The sequence below is a fragment of the [Clostridium] saccharolyticum WM1 genome, from assembly GCF_000144625.1.
GTDB classification, from domain to species: Bacteria; Bacillota; Clostridia; order Lachnospirales; family Lachnospiraceae; genus Lacrimispora; species Lacrimispora saccharolytica.
In genome coordinates, this window is the sequence record NC_014376.1 from 1,636,012 (window position 1) to 1,654,009 (window position 17,998).

The 17,998-nt window shown below is 43.3% G+C and carries 19 protein-coding genes and 2 tRNA genes; 10 read left to right on the forward strand and 11 right to left on the reverse strand.

Features of this window, described 5'->3' with window-relative positions; translation table 11 throughout:
- Window positions 1–29 precede the first annotated feature (29 nt).
- Window positions 30–1,829, forward strand: a complete 1,800-nt coding sequence (locus tag CLOSA_RS07805; RefSeq protein WP_013272229.1) for a glycoside hydrolase family 2 protein — start codon at window positions 30–32, stop codon at window positions 1,827–1,829.
- 64 nt (window positions 1,830–1,893) lie between these two features.
- Here the strand turns inward: CLOSA_RS07805 and CLOSA_RS07810 are convergent, their stop codons facing one another.
- The 4 genes from CLOSA_RS07810 to CLOSA_RS07825 form a co-directional block, all read right to left on the reverse strand.
- Window positions 1,894–2,082, reverse strand: a complete 189-nt coding sequence (locus tag CLOSA_RS07810; RefSeq protein WP_013272230.1) for a hypothetical protein — start codon at window positions 2,080–2,082, stop codon at window positions 1,894–1,896.
- A gap of 110 nt (window positions 2,083–2,192) precedes the next feature.
- Complete coding sequence (locus tag CLOSA_RS07815) at window positions 2,193–2,576, reverse strand: hypothetical protein (RefSeq protein WP_157669007.1); 384 nt, start codon at window positions 2,574–2,576, stop codon at window positions 2,193–2,195.
- A gap of 306 nt (window positions 2,577–2,882) precedes the next feature.
- A complete protein-coding gene (locus CLOSA_RS07820) occupies window positions 2,883–3,212 on the reverse strand; it encodes a winged helix-turn-helix domain-containing protein (RefSeq protein WP_013272232.1) in 330 nt (109 codons plus the stop codon).
- 527 nt (window positions 3,213–3,739) lie between these two features.
- Window positions 3,740–5,419 carry a S8 family peptidase gene (locus CLOSA_RS07825; protein WP_013272234.1) on the reverse strand — a complete coding sequence of 560 codons (1,680 nt, stop codon included), beginning with the start codon at window positions 5,417–5,419 and terminating at the stop codon, window positions 3,740–3,742.
- Window positions 5,420–5,641: 222 nt separating this feature from the next.
- Here CLOSA_RS07825 and CLOSA_RS07835 point away from each other — a divergent pair, with 222 nt between their 5' ends.
- On the forward strand, window positions 5,642–6,994 hold the full coding sequence (locus CLOSA_RS07835; RefSeq protein WP_013272235.1) for a PQQ-dependent sugar dehydrogenase: 1,353 nt from the start codon (window positions 5,642–5,644) through the stop codon (window positions 6,992–6,994).
- A gap of 227 nt (window positions 6,995–7,221) precedes the next feature.
- On the opposite strand, the gene CLOSA_RS07840 is transcribed toward CLOSA_RS07835, so the two are convergent.
- The 6 genes from CLOSA_RS07840 to CLOSA_RS07865 form a co-directional block, all read right to left on the reverse strand.
- Complete coding sequence (locus CLOSA_RS07840; protein WP_013272236.1) at window positions 7,222–7,422, reverse strand: cold-shock protein; 201 nt, start codon at window positions 7,420–7,422, stop codon at window positions 7,222–7,224.
- 369 nt (window positions 7,423–7,791) lie between these two features.
- Window positions 7,792–8,271: a cupin domain-containing protein gene (locus CLOSA_RS07845; protein ID WP_013272237.1), complete on the reverse strand. Its 480-nt coding sequence runs from the start codon at window positions 8,269–8,271 to the stop codon at window positions 7,792–7,794.
- A 239-nt stretch (window positions 8,272–8,510) separates the two neighbouring features.
- A tRNA-Val gene (locus CLOSA_RS07850) sits at window positions 8,511–8,584 on the reverse strand.
- A gap of 5 nt (window positions 8,585–8,589) precedes the next feature.
- Window positions 8,590–8,662 (reverse strand) — tRNA-Ala (locus tag CLOSA_RS07855).
- An 86-nt stretch (window positions 8,663–8,748) separates the two neighbouring features.
- Window positions 8,749–9,696: an NAD(P)-dependent oxidoreductase gene (locus tag CLOSA_RS07860; protein ID WP_013272238.1), complete on the reverse strand. Its 948-nt coding sequence runs from the start codon at window positions 9,694–9,696 to the stop codon at window positions 8,749–8,751.
- A gap of 99 nt (window positions 9,697–9,795) precedes the next feature.
- Window positions 9,796–10,803, reverse strand: a complete 1,008-nt coding sequence (locus tag CLOSA_RS07865) for an ABC transporter substrate-binding protein (RefSeq protein ID WP_013272239.1) — start codon at window positions 10,801–10,803, stop codon at window positions 9,796–9,798.
- Window positions 10,804–11,167: 364 nt separating this feature from the next.
- Here CLOSA_RS07865 and CLOSA_RS07870 point away from each other — a divergent pair, with 364 nt between their 5' ends.
- Both CLOSA_RS07870 and CLOSA_RS07875 read left to right on the forward strand, forming a co-directional pair.
- Window positions 11,168–11,977, forward strand: a complete 810-nt coding sequence (locus CLOSA_RS07870) for a Cof-type HAD-IIB family hydrolase (RefSeq protein ID WP_013272240.1) — start codon at window positions 11,168–11,170, stop codon at window positions 11,975–11,977.
- Window positions 11,978–12,062: 85 nt separating this feature from the next.
- The gene (locus CLOSA_RS07875; RefSeq protein WP_013272241.1) at window positions 12,063–12,365 is read left to right on the forward strand and encodes a YerC/YecD family TrpR-related protein; all 303 of its coding nucleotides are present in this window, start codon (window positions 12,063–12,065) and stop codon (window positions 12,363–12,365) included.
- 129 nt (window positions 12,366–12,494) lie between these two features.
- On the opposite strand, the gene CLOSA_RS07880 is transcribed toward CLOSA_RS07875, so the two are convergent.
- A complete protein-coding gene (locus CLOSA_RS07880; RefSeq protein ID WP_013272242.1) occupies window positions 12,495–13,115 on the reverse strand; it encodes a DUF1836 domain-containing protein in 621 nt (206 codons plus the stop codon).
- 263 nt (window positions 13,116–13,378) lie between these two features.
- On the opposite strand from CLOSA_RS07880, the gene CLOSA_RS07885 reads away from it, so the two are divergent.
- The 6 genes from CLOSA_RS07885 to spoIIAB all read left to right on the forward strand — a co-directional run bounded on the left by CLOSA_RS07885 (window position 13,379) and on the right by spoIIAB (window position 17,998).
- On the forward strand, window positions 13,379–13,762 hold the full coding sequence (locus tag CLOSA_RS07885) for a RidA family protein (protein ID WP_013272243.1): 384 nt from the start codon (window positions 13,379–13,381) through the stop codon (window positions 13,760–13,762).
- 464 nt (window positions 13,763–14,226) lie between these two features.
- A complete protein-coding gene (locus tag CLOSA_RS07895) occupies window positions 14,227–15,552 on the forward strand; it encodes a bifunctional folylpolyglutamate synthase/dihydrofolate synthase (RefSeq protein ID WP_013272244.1) in 1,326 nt (441 codons plus the stop codon).
- Entirely contained in the window at window positions 15,549–15,737 is a 189-nt protein-coding gene (locus CLOSA_RS07900) for a hypothetical protein (protein ID WP_013272245.1), read from the forward strand. The genes CLOSA_RS07895 and CLOSA_RS07900 overlap by 4 nt, the downstream gene beginning before the upstream one ends.
- A gap of 11 nt (window positions 15,738–15,748) precedes the next feature.
- Window positions 15,749–17,071, forward strand: a complete 1,323-nt coding sequence (locus CLOSA_RS07905; RefSeq protein ID WP_013272246.1) for a tetratricopeptide repeat protein — start codon at window positions 15,749–15,751, stop codon at window positions 17,069–17,071.
- A 140-nt stretch (window positions 17,072–17,211) separates the two neighbouring features.
- Window positions 17,212–17,553, forward strand: a complete 342-nt coding sequence (locus CLOSA_RS07910) for an STAS domain-containing protein (RefSeq protein ID WP_013272247.1) — start codon at window positions 17,212–17,214, stop codon at window positions 17,551–17,553.
- 10 nt (window positions 17,554–17,563) lie between these two features.
- On the forward strand, window positions 17,564–17,998 hold the full coding sequence (gene spoIIAB, locus CLOSA_RS07915) for an anti-sigma F factor (RefSeq protein ID WP_013272248.1): 435 nt from the start codon (window positions 17,564–17,566) through the stop codon (window positions 17,996–17,998).

Consider the following 17,998-nt stretch of genomic DNA (forward strand, 5'->3'; position numbering starts at 1 on the left):
GCGGGAAAGAGGAAAGGAGATACAATTACATGCGATGCTATCAAAAGGACTATCCAAGACCGCAATTTGTCCGTAAGGACTGGACCAGCTTAAATGGTATCTGGGACTTCGGTTTTGACGACGACAATAAAGGAGAAACCGAAGGCTGGTATAAGGGGTTCCTGGGGGAACAGGAGATATGCGTACCCTTTACTTATGAAACAAAGAAAAGCAACATTCATGACGAAGGGGTCCATCATTTTGTGTGGTATGGCCGCAGGTTTCAGGCAGAAAAAGAGAAATTAACCGGAAATAAACTGCTTCTGCATTTTGAGGGAAGTGATTTCCTTACAAAAGTATGGATCAATGGCCAGTTTGCCGGAGCGCACGAAGGAGGATATTCCCGCTTTTCCTTTGATATCTCAAATCTTGTAACAGATGGGGAAAACCTTGTGGTTGTAAAAGCGGAGGACCATCTGGACCCTCAGCAGCCCAGAGGAAAGCAGCGGTGGGTTCCGGAAAACTTCGGTTGCTGGTATGTTCAGACAACAGGGATCTGGAAGACCGTTTGGATGGAGTATGTACCGGACATCAGCTTACGCTCCGTGAAAATGACCCCCAATTTACCAGAGGGCAGACTGGAACTGGAATATACTGTGGATTGTCCCGAAGTTCTTGACGGAAGAAGACTGGAGGTGGAGGCAGCCGTAAGCTATGAGGGCAGGTTTGTTACAAGGATTCTGACTGCCATAGGGAAAAATCCTACAAAGGTTTCCATTGATCTGGAAGCAGCTGAGGCAGACGATCCTTGGGGGATACGCACATGGTCTCCTGCGGAACCACGTCTGTATGACATTCGTTTCCTCACCCGGTATGACGGAGAAGTGTGTGACGAGGCAGGGTCATATTTTGGGATGCGGGAGATTCGGATCGAAGGTACCAACGTTCTTCTCAACGGGGCACCGTTGTACCAGAGGCTGATCCTTGACCAGGGGTATTGGGAAGACACCCATCTGACGCCCCCGGATGAGGAAGCGCTGATCCAGGATATTGAAAAGATCCATGCCCTGGGTTATAACGGTTTAAGAAAGCATCAAAAAACAGAGGATGAAAGGTTCCTTTACTGGTGTGACGTAAAGGGGATGCTGGTCTGGAGCGAGGCCCCGGCCGCTTACGTATATTCCGACCGGGCAGTGGAGCTGTTTACAAGGGAATGGATGGATATTGTAAAGCAGAATTATAATCATCCTTCCATTATAACCTGGACTCCTATCAATGAATCCTGGGGAGTGCCTCAGGTTGAGACAAACAGAACGCAGCAGCATTTTACGGAGGGAATTTATCATCTGACCAAAAGCATGGACCAATACCGCCCGGTGATTGTAAATGACGGCTGGGAGCATACGGTTTCCGACATAATCACCCTTCACGACTATGAAGAGAAGGGGGAGGTACTAAAAAAACGTTACACCCAATACAAGGATGAGATTATGACGGCAGAGATTTACCACTCCACTTCTAAATCGGCTTTTGCCAACGGCTTTTCCTACAAGGGCCAGCCGGTGATAATCAGTGAATTTGGAGGCATCGCATTTGACCGTGACAAGGAGGGCTGGGGGTATGGGAATAAGGTTATTACAAAAGAGGATTTTTTAAAACGGTTTGACAGCATTACAACGGCCATTAAGGAGATTCCCTATGTATGCGGTTATTGCTATACACAGGTTACAGATGTTCAGCAGGAGGTCAATGGATTAATGGATATCAGAAGAAACGCTAAGGTGGATCCTGAGAGAATAAAGGAAATTAATGAGAGAAGAGTGGCCTATTGGAGGGATGAACTCCGTTAGGAATATTCCTGAAAAAAGCTGCTTATATAACAACAGCCACTATCATAAAAGTGGCTGTTGCTTTTTACTTTGCTGGGATTATGGATTGAACGTAAGCGAGCATTTCCGCTTTTGACTGGATCGAATGAGTGTGATCTATGATCTGCTGCTGTGCTTGTGGTGCCAGAGAGAAAAAGTAATCCATAGCCTGATATTCTTCAAGCGCTAAACCTAGGCCAACCGGCAATTCTGTGCCGCTTTTATATTTTTCCATATTAAAACCTCTTCTGATTCTTGCTGTTTCTTCAGTGATATGGGATATTATTAATCCTTTTTGGAAAATTATACATAGGACAGAGGCGGGATAGGAGAGGGTGGATTGAGCTATAGGATGAACCACCATACAAGGGTTGTGACCCCGGCACCGATGATGCAGCAGATGATATCATTCATCGTATCCACAAGCCCGGCCGGCTGAATTGCTTTTTCAGATACATGGTTAACAGAAGCGTTGACCTTTTGCCATCTCTGAGCGTTTCCGTGAGAGATACAATCGCTTATATATTCAAGTACTTCCCAAATTACATGAAGTGTGATAGAAAAGGTAAAGCCAAAGAACAGAATCACCAATTTCATGATACCGGAGCTTATACCGGCAAAAGCAATACCAAAGCCTACAAATCCGACTCCTGACAGGAAATGCAGAGCCCGGTCCCACCATTTATATTTATCATAAAAATAGAGAGAAGTGCCAAGGTACAAAGCCATAAATAGGATGATCCAATACACGAAGATGCTGAAGGCATCAATTTTTATTTGAAATAGAGCATGTGATAATTCTGGTAAAAAGGATAATGCAAATACTAGGAAAAGGGATTTCAGCAACTTGAAATCCCTTTTGAACATATGATAAACTGCCAGCGCAAATAAAGTACAGCGAAAAATAATTTCACAGAGATTCAAAAGATTCATATTATCACCTCACCAGATGAGTATGTACAGTGGGTGAGAAAAATATTCCTATCTGGAAACGATACACTGTCCATTATAAAAATAAAATGATATCCTTGTTTCTTAAAAACGAAATTCCTCCTCAACCAGCTTATTTGCATATTCTTCCACTGATTTTTCAATTCTGCGAAAGGTTTCAAGAACCTCTTTTCCTTTTTCCGTTAAACGGGTTCCTCCCCGTTCATTTCCGCCCTTTTCCGATATAACAACAGGAAATCCCAATTCTTCTTCCAGGGTCCGGATCATCCGGATGGCCTTTGGATAGGAAATTCCTGTTTGCTCTGTTGCTTTTTTAATAGATTTATAAAGTTCAATGGCATCCAGCATTTCTTTAACGCCTTTCCCAATGAAAATTCTATCTTTACCGATCCTTACTCTTGTAATTACGCGCATGATTCATCACCTCATTTTTACTATACAAAGTTTTTTGATTTGTGACAAGAGTATTGTGGAAAAAATAAAATTTTTCAGAGAAAAACAAAGAAGGATCCTATGCTGCTTTTTCCACAGTTCAATGCGGTGACAGGGATTAAAATACTGTTAAAATTTCCCGTTTCCACTTCCTTTCTCGGACATTATTCATTAGAATATGGAGGGGGAAGGAGGGGAATCTATGAATGCCTTTGTTGTTATATTGATTGTCATTTATGCGGTCATAGGTGGGTTGTCCACCCTGTATCTGTTTTTGAGCATGCCTGCGGTTATTATATGGAAGTTTTACCGGAAGTTTAAATATCACATATCTTTATTGAATTAATGGATGCATAAAATCCAAATTTCATTTTAGGGTGTCCTGAACTATTGTTTTCAAATGATAGAAAGGGACACCCTTATGCGTGTATAATTGCTCCATAGCCGGAAGAGTACGGCAGCTTAAAAAGGCGATTGCAATGACGGAATGACGGCACTGCGAAGTCTCTTTAAACATTGGTAAGCCGGCGAAACAGATTGTTTACATCCAACTGTCCATATCCCCATATGTTATTTGGATAAACAGTACCGGTTTCACGCTTGGCACCTCGGATCAGAAGGCGGTTTACATCATATCCGGTCATAGAAGTATAATTCCCTCTGGGAATGGCCCATTCCAGGATCATGGCAACGGCGCCGGCTGTGTGAGCGGCTGCGGCTCCTGTTCCGGTGATTGAACCATACTGGTTCCCCGGACCGGAGATGGCACAGGGAAGCTGATAGCCGGGAGCGGCTATATCTGGTTTCACCAGGCCGTTTCTGGTATAACCTCTGCTTGATTCAATTAGTATGCTGTCATTAATTTGGTTATAAGCCGAAACCGTTAGTTGATGGAGTCCGTTACCAGGAGAAGTTATGGTGGTATCCGGATTTGGACTGAGAAAAAAGGTTTCATTGGAAATAAGATCACCGGAAGGCAGCCAGCAATGGAAGGATATGGGTTCGTTTTCTGTGCTTTGTACCCGAATGCTCCAGACCCCTGGCAGGGGATCTTTAAAGCGAATCAGGATCAGCTGATCACCTGTCTCCTCTTCAAAAATAAAGTTATTAACCCAGATGACACTTGGAGTGAAAATAAAGTTGAACATTCTGCAGGAACCGATGCTGGGATAAATCATTTGAGTGGATTCCCGGTTTGGCGAAGAAACATCTACGGCAAGCCTTCCGAAAGCATAGGGCCATATCTCCATGGAAAACAATTTATCTTGTTCCCCGACTCTTAATTCAAAGTCATTATAAAAGGGTGCCTGTGCGGTATTGTTATAGTAATGTCTGCGGTTGTTTCCCTCGTTTCCGGCGGAAACGGAAAGACCAATTCCTGGAAGCCTGCCCAAATAGTTTAGATAATTACTAAGAGCGCCGCTTCCTTCATGCCCTTCCTGGCTGCTTCCCATGGCAATGCATATAACCAACGGACGGCTTATACTTTGTGCATATGCAATTAAGTAGCGTATTCCAAGTATAATGTCGGATTCCTGAAAGCAAAGGATGTCATCCGGCACAAAAAAGATTTCCTTTAGATTCTGCTTAGCATCCTTTAGCTTTACAACGACCAGTTCGGATTCCGGTACAATACCGGAAAAGGTTTCATCTGCATTAGGCCTTCCGGCTATTACACTTGCAATGGATGTGCCATGGCCGTTGGTGTCTACGGAAGGTACAATGGATAAGGGGTTATCTGATCTCAAGGCAAGATTAATAAGCTCTCTTTTATACTCAGTTCCAAAGGTAAATCCTTGGGGAGGGGAACTTCCCTGTATGGACTGATCCCAGATAGAAAGGATCCTGGTGGTGTTATCATTATAAAGGAAGGTCTGATGCTGGTAATCGATTCCGGTATCGATGACTCCAACGATGATTCCCCTCCCAAACATGCCCAAAAAGGGATTTCTCTGTACGGTGCCGATTCCTGATTTTTCGATGCTGACACTAGACGTTGGCACATAAAGAGTGGGGAAGCTGTGATAAGGATACACACCCAGGTTGCAGGGATCTGAGTTTGTCGTAGGGATGTGAAGAAGAGAGTGCCTGAAATTCAGCGTAGTAATGTTATCCCCGGTAGAGTACATGGGGATGGAGACATTATTAATAATAAGGTCATAAAAGTTATTGTCCAGAACTTTTTCCAAATTTCAGCCTCCAGGTCTGGTTTGAAAGGAGCATTTGTTTTATATTATGCAGCAGGAGTGCTATTATGAGCAGCATAAAGGTTTGTTTTATTCAATACTTATGAAAGATTTTTACATCAGGGACCGGATAGAATGCTTGAAAATGATTATCCTATTCAGATTGGTCATTATACAAAAAAAATTATCATATATTGTAAATAATATAGATAGCGGAGACAAAATGTGAATTTCGCTGTAAACAAGTATCTGCAGAAGTCATACATGCAGCAGGCTCCAAATAAGCAAAGAGAGCTTGATCCCAATCGAATTAGCGTCCCTGTAGGTTATCAGATAGAAGTCTTTGCTCAAGGATTAAACGCACCAATTGGTATGGTTTTCACAGAAAATGGAGATATGCTAATTGCTGATTCCGGAATTGCAACAATGAATCCCCGGGTTTTACGTATCAGCAATGGAAGCCTCCAGGTGATTGCGGATGGCTTTAATGTTCCCCTTACTGGAATTAATTATAAAAATGGACGCATTTATGTATCCCATAAAGGTAAGGTAACGATTATTCATCCTAATGGAGGAAGGCAGGATATCATCAGCGGCTTGCCAAGCAACGGGGACTATTCCAATAATCGGGTAGAGTTTGGCAATGATGAGAAAATTTACTTTGGACAGGGAACAACAACGAATTCCGGTGTAGTAGGTCTTGATAATGACTGGGTTTTGGAGCATCCCTATTTACACGATTATCCCGGTTCCTATATATTCCTTAACTACGCTAATTTTGAAACTAAAAATGTGTTGATACCAGCCATGGATTCGGCTGTTACGGGAGCGTTTTCCCCTTTTGGGGTTCCCAATATCCAACAATACCAAGTGAAAGAAGGCAGACTTTTAGCTTCAGGCAGTGTAATAAGGGCAAATTTGGATGGCTCTGGAATCGAACAGGTTGCATGGGGGCTTCGCAATCCGTTTTGTATGAAATTTGATGACTTAAATCGGCTGATTATATCAAATCAGGGCATGGATACCAGAGGGAGCAGACCGATTGCCAATGCCTTGGACGAATTGCATTTGTTTAATAAAGGGGCATGGTATGGCTGGCCGGATTATTCAGGAGGAGCTCCTGTTACAATGCCCAGGTTTGTTCCTATTAGAGGCAGAAAGCCAGAATTATTGCTTCATACCATACCGTCAGTGCCTCCGACACCCATTGCAGTTTTTCCGTCAGGCTCCAATATAATGGGATTTGATTTTAACAGGTCATCAGATTTTGGACTGATTGGTGATATTTATATTGCGTGTTTTGGGGGTGTCCAATACGAAGAATCCAACGATTATATTCGTTCCGGTGTTGGACATAGGATATTGAGAGTGAATGTTGTCAATGGAGATATTGCAACATTTGCCATAAATAAATCAGGATTTCCGGAAGAAAGGGGGCTGAGCCGTCCCACTGATGTTATTTTCGGACCTGACGATTCCATGTATATATCAGATATGGCAATCGCTGATTTAGAGATGCAAAATGTTTATCTGCCATACACAGGAGTCATATGGAGGGTAAGAAAAATAATGATGTAACTCTTTGGTTTGCCAGATGATTGAAATGGAATTACCATTGTAATGAACGGCATGGAGCATTTAGGTTGAGCCAGCAAGGAATATATCATAAACCTTGCTGACTTAGCTGTAATAATTAAACATTGCTCTGACTTTTTAATCTACAGATTGTTGGTACTATTCACTTTATCAATTGGGTATTTTGAAGAAAATGGATAAATTAGATGTGGTGCCAATACGATATGGGATTAGGCGATGTGTACATTTACAGCCTGTAAGCCGCGAGCGCCGTTCGTAGTTTCAAAAATAACTGACTGGCCATCTTCTAAAGACTTGAAGCCTTCCATAGCAAGACCGGAGAAATGAACGAATATATCGTTGCCTTCTTCATCGCAGATAAAACCGAATCCCTTTTGTGCATTAAACCATTTTACTGTACCTTTTTTCATGAAAGATACCTCCTTATAAAATTATAATTATTTTAATAAAATAAAAAATCGCATATAAGTGTAAATCATCAATAGAATCATGACTTACAAATACATGCGAAATCAAAACTTTATTTAAAATACCGGTTTAGTGTAACATGGCATTGCAAAGAAGTCAAGCAAAATATATCGTATATTTTTCATACCTCAAACGACACTTATCCACAATATTGTGGAAATAATTGTGGATTGATTGATAATGTCTGAAAAATCGACACAAAACTGCAAATTATTACATGTTTATCGAAAAGATATTTCACTGGGTGGTACAATTTTCAAGGCCCCTGGTAAATACAAGGATTTCTTGTATTTACCAGGGGCGGGCAATAATTAATAATGATTAGTATCTGCTTCTGCAACAGCTTTTGTTTGGTGAATAGTACCCCAAGGGTGATGGGGAGGTGCATAAATAGAGAATAATTTTAAAGGAAGCTCGCCGGTATTAATCACATTGTGCCAGATTCCTGCGGGAATAAAAATAGCACTGTTTGTAAAAATGGGCTGTTGAAAATATAAACAATCCCTTTGGTTCCCCATTTGAACCACCCCTTGACCGGATTCAATGTACAAAAATTGATCGTCATCCGGATGAATCTCTAATCCTATTTCGTCACCTGCCTGGATGCTCATTAAGGTGAGTTGTAAATGATTACCTGTCCATAAGGCAGTGCGAAACGTGTCATTATTCATGGCAGCCTTGTTAATATCGATAGTAAACGGATTTGGGCCGTAATCCGTTGGTGCTAAAGGCCGAGACCTGAAGCGGTTGTTATCCAGGTTGTTAGGAGATGTGTAATTATAGTTTAACATTTTTCCTCTAAAAAATATAATTTTGTAAATTATATGAAAAGTGTTCAAAGATATGTCTATATTAAAAATAAGAGAGAAGGGGACAAATAAAACTACATTGAAATTGACTTAGGATAAGGGGAACTGCAAATTCTCCTGAGCAATTATCATAATGCGGACAATTAATTATTAAGATTGGGTGAAAGAAAGGACCCTGGTATTTACAAGAAAATCTTGCATTTACTAGAGTCCTAAGATACTGGAAGTAATGGGGCTCGAACCCATGGCCTTTCGCGTGTGAGGCGAACGCTCGTCCCAGCTGAGCTATACTTCCATTCATGGAGATAGCGAGACTCGAACTCGTGGCCTATGCGTTGCGAACGCATCGCTCTCCCAGCTGAGCTATATCCCCATAACTAAATTATAGCACGATGATTGGGAATTACAAGTATTATTTGTGCAAATAAAACATGAAATTACATCATTTCTATTCTGATCTTAAAGAATGATATTTGCCTGGCAGCCATCCAGCCAATTCGCGATATTGTCAAATACGATTTTAGCCCTGGCTTCCATGGATTGTTCCGATGCAAAGGCTACATGAGGGGTAACGATGGTGTTTTTGCTTTTAAGAAGCGGATGGTCCGGGTCAAGAGGAGGCTCTGTCTCAAATACGTCGATTCCAGCGCCGGAAAGGTAGCCGTTATTTAAGGCTTCCGCCAAAGCACTGGAATCCACCACAGGTCCTCTGGCAGCATTGACTAAGTAAGCGCCTTTTTTCATTTTTGCGATAGTTTCCCGGTTAATTAAATGGCGTGATTCCTCGTTTAAAGGACAATGGAGGCTTACGATATCAGAGCGGGATAACAGCTCATCTAAGGATACAAATTCCATAAAGGAAGGCTCATTGCCATTTAAATGGCGCTTGTAACCCAGAACCTTACAACCAAAGGCAGATAAGAGCTCTGCAGTTCTTATTCCGATTGCACCGGCTCCTATGATTCCTGCGGTTTTTCCCATAAGCTCAAAGCCCACCAGGCCATCCTTGGTCTTTCCTTTCCGGCAGCGGGCTTCCACCTGAGGGACGTTGCGGAGAAGAGAGAGGATCAGACAGATGGTAAGCTCTGCTACGGCTTCTGTGGAATATCCGGCAGCATTGCTGACCTTGATACCCTTTGCCCTGGCGGCTTCCAGGTCCACATGGTCGACTCCTGTAAATGCAACATCTATGAATTTTAAATGCTCGCAGGCAGATATTACCTGACCGGACAAAGGCATATTGGCGATCATAATCACATCTGCTTGTCTGGCCCGTTCAATCTGGACTTCAGGATCAATATTCTTTGGGTAGGCAGCAAAGTGGTGGCCGGCATCAGTCAGCGGCTTTGCGTATTCATTCAGAAGAACGTCCGGGATGCCCAGGGATTCTAATAAAACGATGTTCATAGAGTTCACTCCAATCATTGTAAGAATTACAGGACCGCACAAAGGACGGCCCTGCAACTCTTATTATAGCACTGATGGAAGGATTAAAAAAGATAGGATTTATTTGGCTGCCTTTTCCGAGTAGACTGTGGTCACAAGTGTTTCATAGGGAACCCGTTCCTTTAATTGTCCGGATTCCTCCAGAATATTTTCCAGAAGCTCAAAGCTCTCTTTTTCAAACACGGTATCCTTTTTCCAGGTATCCTGAGCCTTATAGCGGTCAACTATGGCTGCTATGGTGGCTACATCGGTTTCTTTAAATTGAGGCTGTATCACTTTTGCAATCTCTTCGGAAGAATGGGAATTCACGTATTCCAATCCTTTTTGAATGGCATTGGTGAATTTCTGAATGGTTTCCGGATTCTTATCCAGATAGCTTTTCTTTGCGCTATAGGCGGTGTAAGGAATATAACCGGAATCAACGCCCAGGGAGGCCACTACATGGCCGTTGCCTTCTTTTTCAAGACCAGTGGCAAATGGCTCGAATTCCACGGTATAGTCTGCGTCATTGCTGGTAAAGGCTGCTGCAGTGAGGCCAAAGCTTATGCTCTGGTCAATGGCCAGGTCTGTAGCAGGATCCATTCCATTTTTCTTCAGGATGTACTCAAAGACCATTTCCGGCATTCCTCCGGCTCTTCCGCCCAGTACCTTCTTGCCTTTTAAATCCGTCCACTGAAAGTCAGGCTGAGGTTCCCTTCCTACAAGAAAGTTTCCGGCTCTCTGAGTTAGCTGTGCAAAGTTGACGGCATAGTCTTTCGAACCGTTTGCGTAAGTATAGATGCTGGCTTCAGAACCCATGAATCCGATATCGGCATCGCCTGATATCAGGGCAGTCATGACCTTATCGGCACCGGCTCCGTTGACTAAAGTCAGGTTAATGCCTTCATCTTCAAAATATCCCAGTTCAATGGCTGAATATTGGGGAGCGTAGAAAATGGAGTGGGCAACTTCATTTAGTGTGACAGGAGTCAATTCAGATGCTTTTGCCTTTGAGCCGCAGGCAGTCAGGCTGAGCAAAGTAGTTCCGGTGAGTATGGCCGCCAGAAAAAAGTGATAGGCTTTTCTCATAAAATCCTCCTTAGGGAAATCTTACTACTACATTTTATTAAGAGAATATGGGAAGGTACTTTGTCTTGTAAAAAAATTTTATATTTCAGTTGTCGAGGAAGATACATGATAAAAAAGCGGCCTTATCTGTTTTCTGCCCGAGGTTCTGCAGCTTGTCAGGGAGACAGCCAGCATAAATGCCGCCAGAAGTAAGGCGATTGTCTTTTTCATATCGTGCATCCTTTCTTAGTGTCTCCTAGTGGCATTGTATGAAGCCGGTCAGGCTGCTGTTCCGGTCATTTATTTATTTCTGTATTTTAGGATAGAATAAGAAGAGAAACTGTGATATACTGCTATAGTAAAATTTACAAACAGGAGAAATATAATGGACTATCGGATGATCGTGCTGGATTTGGATGGGACGCTGACGAACCGGAATAAGGAGATCACGCCCAGGACCAAGGAGGCACTTTTTGAATTAAAACGACAGGGTGGAATTATCGTACTGGCTTCCGGACGGCCTACATACGGGGTGATGCCCCTTGCCCGGGAATTGGAGCTTCATGAATCCGGCGGATATATTTTATCCTTTAACGGAGGGCGTATTATCGACTGCAAAACCGGGGAAACGGTTTTTGCAAAGGAACTGCCGGTATCGTCCAATGCCAGAATTATACGCATGGCTGAGGATCATGGGGTGAACATCCTGACTTATGAGAATGATCTGATTGTGACGCCCAATGCCCGGGATGAATACGTGGAAAAGGAGGCCGCCATCAATAAGCTGGAAGTAAAAGAAGTGGAGGATATGGAGGCTTATGTGCAGTTTCCCGTTGTAAAGTTCCTGATGCTTGAAGAAGGAGATTTCCTTGCCATGGTAGAGCCAAAGGTTAAAGCGGCTTTGGGGCGGGATTACAGCGTTTACCGTTCAGAACCATATTTTCTGGAAATACTGCCAAAAGGGATCGACAAAGCGGCAAGTCTGGAACGCCTGCTTTTACGGCTGGGCATGAAGCGGGATGATATGATTGCCTGCGGAGACGGCTACAATGATTTATCCATGATCCAGTATGCAGGTCTTGGCGTTGCCATGGAGAATGCCGTACTTCCGGTAAAGACGGCAGCTGATTATGTGACCTGCTCCAATAATCATGACGGAGTGGCTCATGTTGTTGAAAAATTTATGCTTTCCTAATGTTTGCGGAGGGTGGACTTTACAACTTTAGTATGTTAAAATGCATCTGAGAGCAAAAACAAGAAAAAGGGGATTGATTGATATTATGAATAAAAAGATTAAGACAGATGCGGTCGATCATCTGTTTGAAGCCATTTTAACTTTGAAAACACCGGAAGAGTGTTATACCTTTTTTGAGGATGTGTGTACGGTCAATGAACTGTTAAGCTTATCCCAAAGGTATGAGGTGGCTAAAATGCTGCGGGAGGGCCGCACCTATTTGGAAATTGCGGAAAAGACGGGGGCATCTACCGCGACAATCAGCCGGGTGAACCGTTCTTTGAATTATGGTAACGATGGGTATGATATGGTGTTTAAGCGTTTGGAAGAGGAAAAAAGAGAAGGCTGATACAAACAGGGACAAGCCTGGAGTTAGCACTTGCCCCTGTTTGTATCATACCATAAACCTGGGGTCCTTAATCTCATTCTCTGTTTACGCCGATGAGCAAGCTCATTTACGTTCCCCTGGTCTATTGTATTATTTTTTCTTTTTTATGTTCACAGGATCGGTCTCCCTTAAATCATCAATGATCTGTTCAATGATCTGCTTCTTTAAGTATACATCAAAGGAAAGCTCACAGATCCAGGAAAAAAGCCGGAGATATTCCAGATCATCACCCTGGAGCCCCTTATCTTCAAAGGTTTTACCGGCGTGAAGGTATTTTTGGGTAATATCCTCCTTGATGCGGTCTATATCCCCTTCCACCTGGGAGAAGATTTCCCTGTAGATGTCCTCCAAAGGAATCCCTTCCGAAGAATTAAAATGCTTTTCCGTAATTGGGCGGAAGAGCTGCTCAATATCATGGAAGGAAAGCAGATTTTTGAAATAATATATAAATATGAGGAGCAAAATGTGCTCTCTGGAATATTTCTTTTTATTGGGAGCCGGAAGGAGATTATTCTTTGCATAATTATTGATCATGGTCTTAGTCAGGACCTTGTCTTCCGGATAGCGTTTGGTATCTTTTAAATGCTCATCCATAAAGGTAGTGACCTGGTCCATGTACAAATCGATGTTGGGAATGGACTCCGGCCTGATGTGGTCTAAGGATTCCAGATACTTTCGGATGTCCTGCATTCTTTCTTCGTTGGTCTTCATATGTTTTCCTCTTTCCTGCCCATGCCTCCTGGGCATAAAAGTATGCCCGCAGGGTACAGGCCTTCCGCACGGCTGTTGCCGTACATGAGGGATGATCCCCTTTGTCATATCATATTATATAGTATTCAATACCAGATGACAAGGGGTAAAAATATATAATGCACTAAATTTTTTTGAGAATACCAAAAAAAGATTCTTGACTTTTGACGAATGTGTGCTAATCTAGAATTATCAGAGAGATGAACGAAAGGAGATAAAAAATTATGAAAAAAGTATTAGCAACAGAAAAAGCACCGGCAGCAATCGGCCCTTATTCTCAGGGCGTTCGCGGAGGTGATTACGTATTTATATCTGGACAGCTTCCTATTGACCCTGCTACAGGTGAGTTTGCAGGAGATGATATCGTATCCCAGACAAGACAGTCCCTGACAAATATCAAATCCATTCTGGATAGCGAAGGCTTAACGATGGCTAACGTGGTTAAGACAACCGTTCTATTAAAGAATATCAGCGAATTTGGCGCCATGAACGAGGTTTATGCTTCATTTTTTGAAGGGGAATGCCCGGCAAGAGCTGCATATGAAGTAGCAGCCCTTCCAAAGAACGCTTTGGTTGAAATCGAAGCTATCGCTTACTGCGGCAAGTAATATACAGGCCCAGAATAGCAGATATGGCTGCCGGATCATTTTCTGAGAATTTGATTTAAGGGAACGAAAGCAGGGAGTACGGCTCTTTAAGATGCTTAAAAGCATTTCAGAGAGCTTTGCTCTCTTTTTGCATTTTAAGTAAACATAAGGCATATTTCAAGTGCAGTTGTAGAAATAAAGGGCTTTTTGCGAAAGAAATGGGTTGCATATTGACGGACTTATATTATAATTAATTAGAAAGTCCGATTTGTTTTTGGCTCATCGGACGGCTGTTTTTCCGGAACATGGTTTTATCAGGTTTATGTTCAGAAGGAAAATCAGGTCTGAAAATGAGGTTGAAAGAAAAGCAGCATTCAACCTTGCGTTTGGAAACAGTGTGCCCCACTTCAACGGGCATCATCTGGATATGCAAGGATATCCCTTTGATTCATTAATATGCAAATATGGAAGATGGTATTCTAACGATGAAGATTGAAGAAACGGCAGAAGAATATTTAAGCCGGATTCCCATGTGGACCAGAAAGAAAAATTCTCTTGAAGATATCCGGAAGTTTCTTTGGGAAATGGGAGAACCGGATGAAGGGATGCAAATTTTTCATGTGGCAGGTACCAATGGAAAAGGGTCGGTATGTGCATTTTTACAGTCTGTGTTAAGAACGGCAGGCTGCAGGGTAGGTACTTTTACTTCTCCGCATCTCATGGAAATCAGAGAGCGTTTCTGTATCAATGGTGAGATGGTGGCGGAGGAAGTTTTCGAAGAAAGCTACAGAGCCGTCAGAATGCTTTCCCGGAGTATGATGGAGAAAGGGTATTGCCACCCGTCTTATTTTGAGTTTTTATTTTATATGGCGATGGACATGTTCCGAAAAACGGAAATGGATATTGTAATCCTGGAAACAGGCCTTGGAGGGAGGCTGGACACCACCAATGTCATTCGGTCCCCCCTGGTATCTGTGATCACCTCCATCAGCCTGGATCATATGGAATATCTGGGAAATACCATTGAAAAGATCGCATGGGAGAAGGCTGGAATTATAAAGAGAGGGGTCCCGGTAGTTTTTGACGGAAACGAAAGGACATCGTCTCAGGTCATCCGCAGCAGGGCGAAGGAGATTGGCTCTCCCTTTTATGAGGTGGACAGGCAGGGGTATGAAATAACCGGCTGGAGAGATAAGGGGTGCCAGGCCAGATTTTATAAAGCCGGGGGGGATTTTATCGAAGTGAACGTTCCCTCCGTTGCAGAATATCAGGTTATGAACGCCTTTCTTTCATATAAAGCTCTTGAGGCAGCAAGGCTTAAGGAGGTTATGGGCCTTGAGATTTCCCCTGGGCAGCTGAAGGAAGGAATTGCTCATATGTACTGGCCGGGCAGAATGGAAGAGGTGCTTCCTGGGGTATATCTGGACGGAGCCCATAATCCGGGCGGCATCAGGGCCTTTACCCAAGCGGCAGCCGGTTTGTGTGAAGCCGGGAAGAAACGGGCAACTTTGTTGTTTTCGTCAGTATCCGATAAGGATCATAATAAAATGATTAAGGAAATTGCAGGGGCGCTGCCTCTTGATTTGGTGGCGGTGGCTCATATACACTCGGAAAGAGGACTTGAAACGGAGATCCTGCTTAAGGAGTTTCAAAATGCCTGCGGCTGCGGTGTGAAGGGATTTCCGTCAGTGGAAGAGGCAGTTTTATACATGCTTCATATAAAGGATGAAGGGCATCTGTTGTTTTGTGTGGGTTCCCTTTACCTTATGGGGGAGATAAAAGCGGTTTTAAGGAGGAACTCCATTCCATGAATACCTGGATGCCCGGAAAAGATGGGCAGGAAAGAGGAAAGCATATGATCGATTTTGAAGCTGAGATTGACAGTTACAGGCCAAGCCTGGAGGTTGATGCCATAGAAGATGCCATTGTAAGAAGTGATCTGACGGATATGAATGATCTGATGATGGATCTTATAAAAGAAATCAACAAGGAATAGGCGGTTAAACTATGGATTATGAAAGAAAAACCAGGGTGATTGCAAACAGCTATTATAACATGGGGCTGGAACGGGCAAAACTCAGGGACTTGTCAGGCGCTTCTGAATGCCTGAAAAAAAGCCTTCATTTCAATAAATATATGACAGATGCAAGAAACCTTTTGGGCCTGATTTATTATGAGGTCGGAGAGGTGGGAGAAGCCCTTGTGCAATGGGTAATCAGCATGAACTTACAGCCTGAGGAAAACCGCGCAGATCAATATCTTGGCCAGATACAGAGAAAGTCAGGCGCTATGGAGACGGAGCGGCGTGCAGTGAGAAGGTTCAACCAGGCACTGATCTATGCCCAGAACGGAAGTGAAGATCTTGCCATTCTGCAGCTAAACAAGGTTACGGAAAGCAAGCCGAACTATGTGAAGGCCCAGCTTTTGCTGGCGCTCTTATGCATTGCAAGGGAAGATTATCAGAAAGCAGGAAAAGCAGTTTATAAGGTATTGCAGATTGACCGCAATCATCCCAAGGCTCTATATTACAAGTCTTTAGTCAAGGATGGGGGGGGAAGCCCCAAAACCAAATATGAAAAGGAACCGGAAAAACGAAAGCTGAAAAATGTGCTTTCCCACAGGCAGATGGAAGATGACGATGTGATCATCCCTCCAAGCTATCGGGAAAATACAAAAGACCAGGCGGTGTGGAATATACTTGCCGGACTTTTGCTGGGGGCTGCTGTGATCTTTTTTCTGGTAATGCCGGCCAATACAAAATCCATTAATGAAAGCCATAACAAGGAAATGTTAAAATACAGCGAAGCCTTAAGCCAGGCCAGCCAAAAGGCCGACAGCCTGGCAGGGCAGCTGGAAGCTTTGGAAGCGGAGAAAAAGACTGCAGAGGCATCTCTGGCCTCCCTTACCAGTGATTCAGACAGCGTTCTTGCCCAATATCAGGCCGTGATCGGAATCCTCCAGGCTTATAAGAAGGATGATTTCCCGGCTGCGGTACGGATTTATGCAGGGCTGAACCCGGATCTTATTACTTCCGCCGATGTCCAGGCAGTAATCGGTGAGATAAGAAAAGACATGGCTGAGAAGGGGTGTCCGATTCTGGAAGGTCTTGGGGACAAGGCAGCAGAGGCGGGAGATCCTCAGAATGCCCTTGTTTATTATTCAAAATGCATTGATTTAAAACCGGACAGTTGGCAGGCAAAATATAAGACTGCAGTCATTTATAAAGGAATGGATCAGAAGGAACAGGCCAACGGGCTGTTCTCCGACATCATAAATAACAGCAAAGATGAAGAGCTATCTGCTAAGGCAAAATCAGAACGTGGTTTTTAGGCAGCAGAATGCATGGAAAGACACTACAGAAGAGAATTTTTTTGTGGTGTCTTCTTTTGTTCTCAGGAACTCTTCCGGGGAACAATGGAGTTCTTTTCTGGTATTACGGGCAGACAATGAAGAATGGAGGAGTATTGCATATGAATCAACCATACTTTACATATGAAGCAGATGGACAGACCTTGATTATCCATCTGCCGGAGGAGTTGGATCATCATAACTGTTCAGGGCTTAAATACGAAACCGATTTAATCCTTTCTGAGAACTATATCAGGCGCATTGTTTTCGATTTTTCAAAAACCAGGTTCATGGATTCTTCGGGAGTGGGTATTTTGCTGAACAGATATAAGCAGATGGCTTTAAGCGGGGGGACCGTAAGCCTCTACGGAGCAGGTCCCCAGGCTCTCCGCATTCTAAAAATAGGGGGCATTTTAAAATTAATGAAATTATATGACTCTAAGGAAGCAGCAGTCACAGGTTGAGGAGGAACGTATGTCAGAACAGAATAAACCAGAAATTCTGAAAATGGAATTGGAGGCCCTGTCAAAGAATGAAGAATTTGCCAGAGTGGCAGTGGCTGTTTTTATGGCAAGGTTAAACCCCACTCTGGAAGAAGTGGATGATGTAAAAACAGCCGTGTCGGAGGCAGTCACAAATGCGGTCATCCATGGATATCAGGGGAAGGGAGGAATCATTTACCTGGAAGTAGAGATTGACGGGTTGGAAATATCTGTGACCGTAAAGGATACAGGTATCGGAATCCCAGATATCAAACTGGCCATGGAACCTATGTATACCACAGATCCGGATGGAGAACGGTCAGGCATGGGATTTTCCTTTATGGAAGCTTTTATGGATCAGGTAGAAGTAAAGTCGGCGACCGGCGAAGGGACAGCCGTGACCATGAAAAAGAAGATTAGCGGGTGA

What these genes read in the sequence shown, in the direction of transcription:
- CLOSA_RS07900 (WP_013272245.1), top strand. Translation starts at nt 15,549, where the DNA reads ATGAATACCTGGATGCCCGGAAAAGATGGGCAGGAAAGAGGAAAGCAT.
- CLOSA_RS07820 (WP_013272232.1), bottom strand. Translation starts at nt 3,212, where the DNA reads ATGCGCGTAATTACAAGAGTAAGGATCGGTAAAGATAGAATTTTCATT.
- CLOSA_RS07865 (WP_013272239.1), bottom strand. Translation starts at nt 10,803, where the DNA reads ATGAGAAAAGCCTATCACTTTTTTCTGGCGGCCATACTCACCGGAACT.
- CLOSA_RS07870 (WP_013272240.1), top strand. Translation starts at nt 11,168, where the DNA reads ATGGACTATCGGATGATCGTGCTGGATTTGGATGGGACGCTGACGAAC.
- CLOSA_RS07815 (WP_157669007.1), bottom strand. Translation starts at nt 2,576, where the DNA reads ATGGCTTTGTACCTTGGCACTTCTCTCTATTTTTATGATAAATATAAA.
- CLOSA_RS07885 (WP_013272243.1), top strand. Translation starts at nt 13,379, where the DNA reads ATGAAAAAAGTATTAGCAACAGAAAAAGCACCGGCAGCAATCGGCCCT.
- CLOSA_RS07840 (WP_013272236.1), bottom strand. Translation starts at nt 7,422, where the DNA reads ATGAAAAAAGGTACAGTAAAATGGTTTAATGCACAAAAGGGATTCGGT.
- CLOSA_RS07875 (WP_013272241.1), top strand. Translation starts at nt 12,063, where the DNA reads ATGAATAAAAAGATTAAGACAGATGCGGTCGATCATCTGTTTGAAGCC.
- CLOSA_RS07910 (WP_013272247.1), top strand. Translation starts at nt 17,212, where the DNA reads ATGAATCAACCATACTTTACATATGAAGCAGATGGACAGACCTTGATT.
- CLOSA_RS07905 (WP_013272246.1), top strand. Translation starts at nt 15,749, where the DNA reads ATGGATTATGAAAGAAAAACCAGGGTGATTGCAAACAGCTATTATAAC.
- CLOSA_RS07880 (WP_013272242.1), bottom strand. Translation starts at nt 13,115, where the DNA reads ATGAAGACCAACGAAGAAAGAATGCAGGACATCCGAAAGTATCTGGAA.
- CLOSA_RS07845 (WP_013272237.1), bottom strand. Translation starts at nt 8,271, where the DNA reads ATGTTAAACTATAATTACACATCTCCTAACAACCTGGATAACAACCGC.
- CLOSA_RS07895 (WP_013272244.1), top strand. Translation starts at nt 14,227, where the DNA reads ATGAAGATTGAAGAAACGGCAGAAGAATATTTAAGCCGGATTCCCATG.
- CLOSA_RS07810 (WP_013272230.1), bottom strand. Translation starts at nt 2,082, where the DNA reads ATGGAAAAATATAAAAGCGGCACAGAATTGCCGGTTGGCCTAGGTTTA.
- CLOSA_RS07805 (WP_013272229.1), top strand. Translation starts at nt 30, where the DNA reads ATGCGATGCTATCAAAAGGACTATCCAAGACCGCAATTTGTCCGTAAG.
- spoIIAB (WP_013272248.1), top strand. Translation starts at nt 17,564, where the DNA reads ATGTCAGAACAGAATAAACCAGAAATTCTGAAAATGGAATTGGAGGCC.
- CLOSA_RS07860 (WP_013272238.1), bottom strand. Translation starts at nt 9,696, where the DNA reads ATGAACATCGTTTTATTAGAATCCCTGGGCATCCCGGACGTTCTTCTG.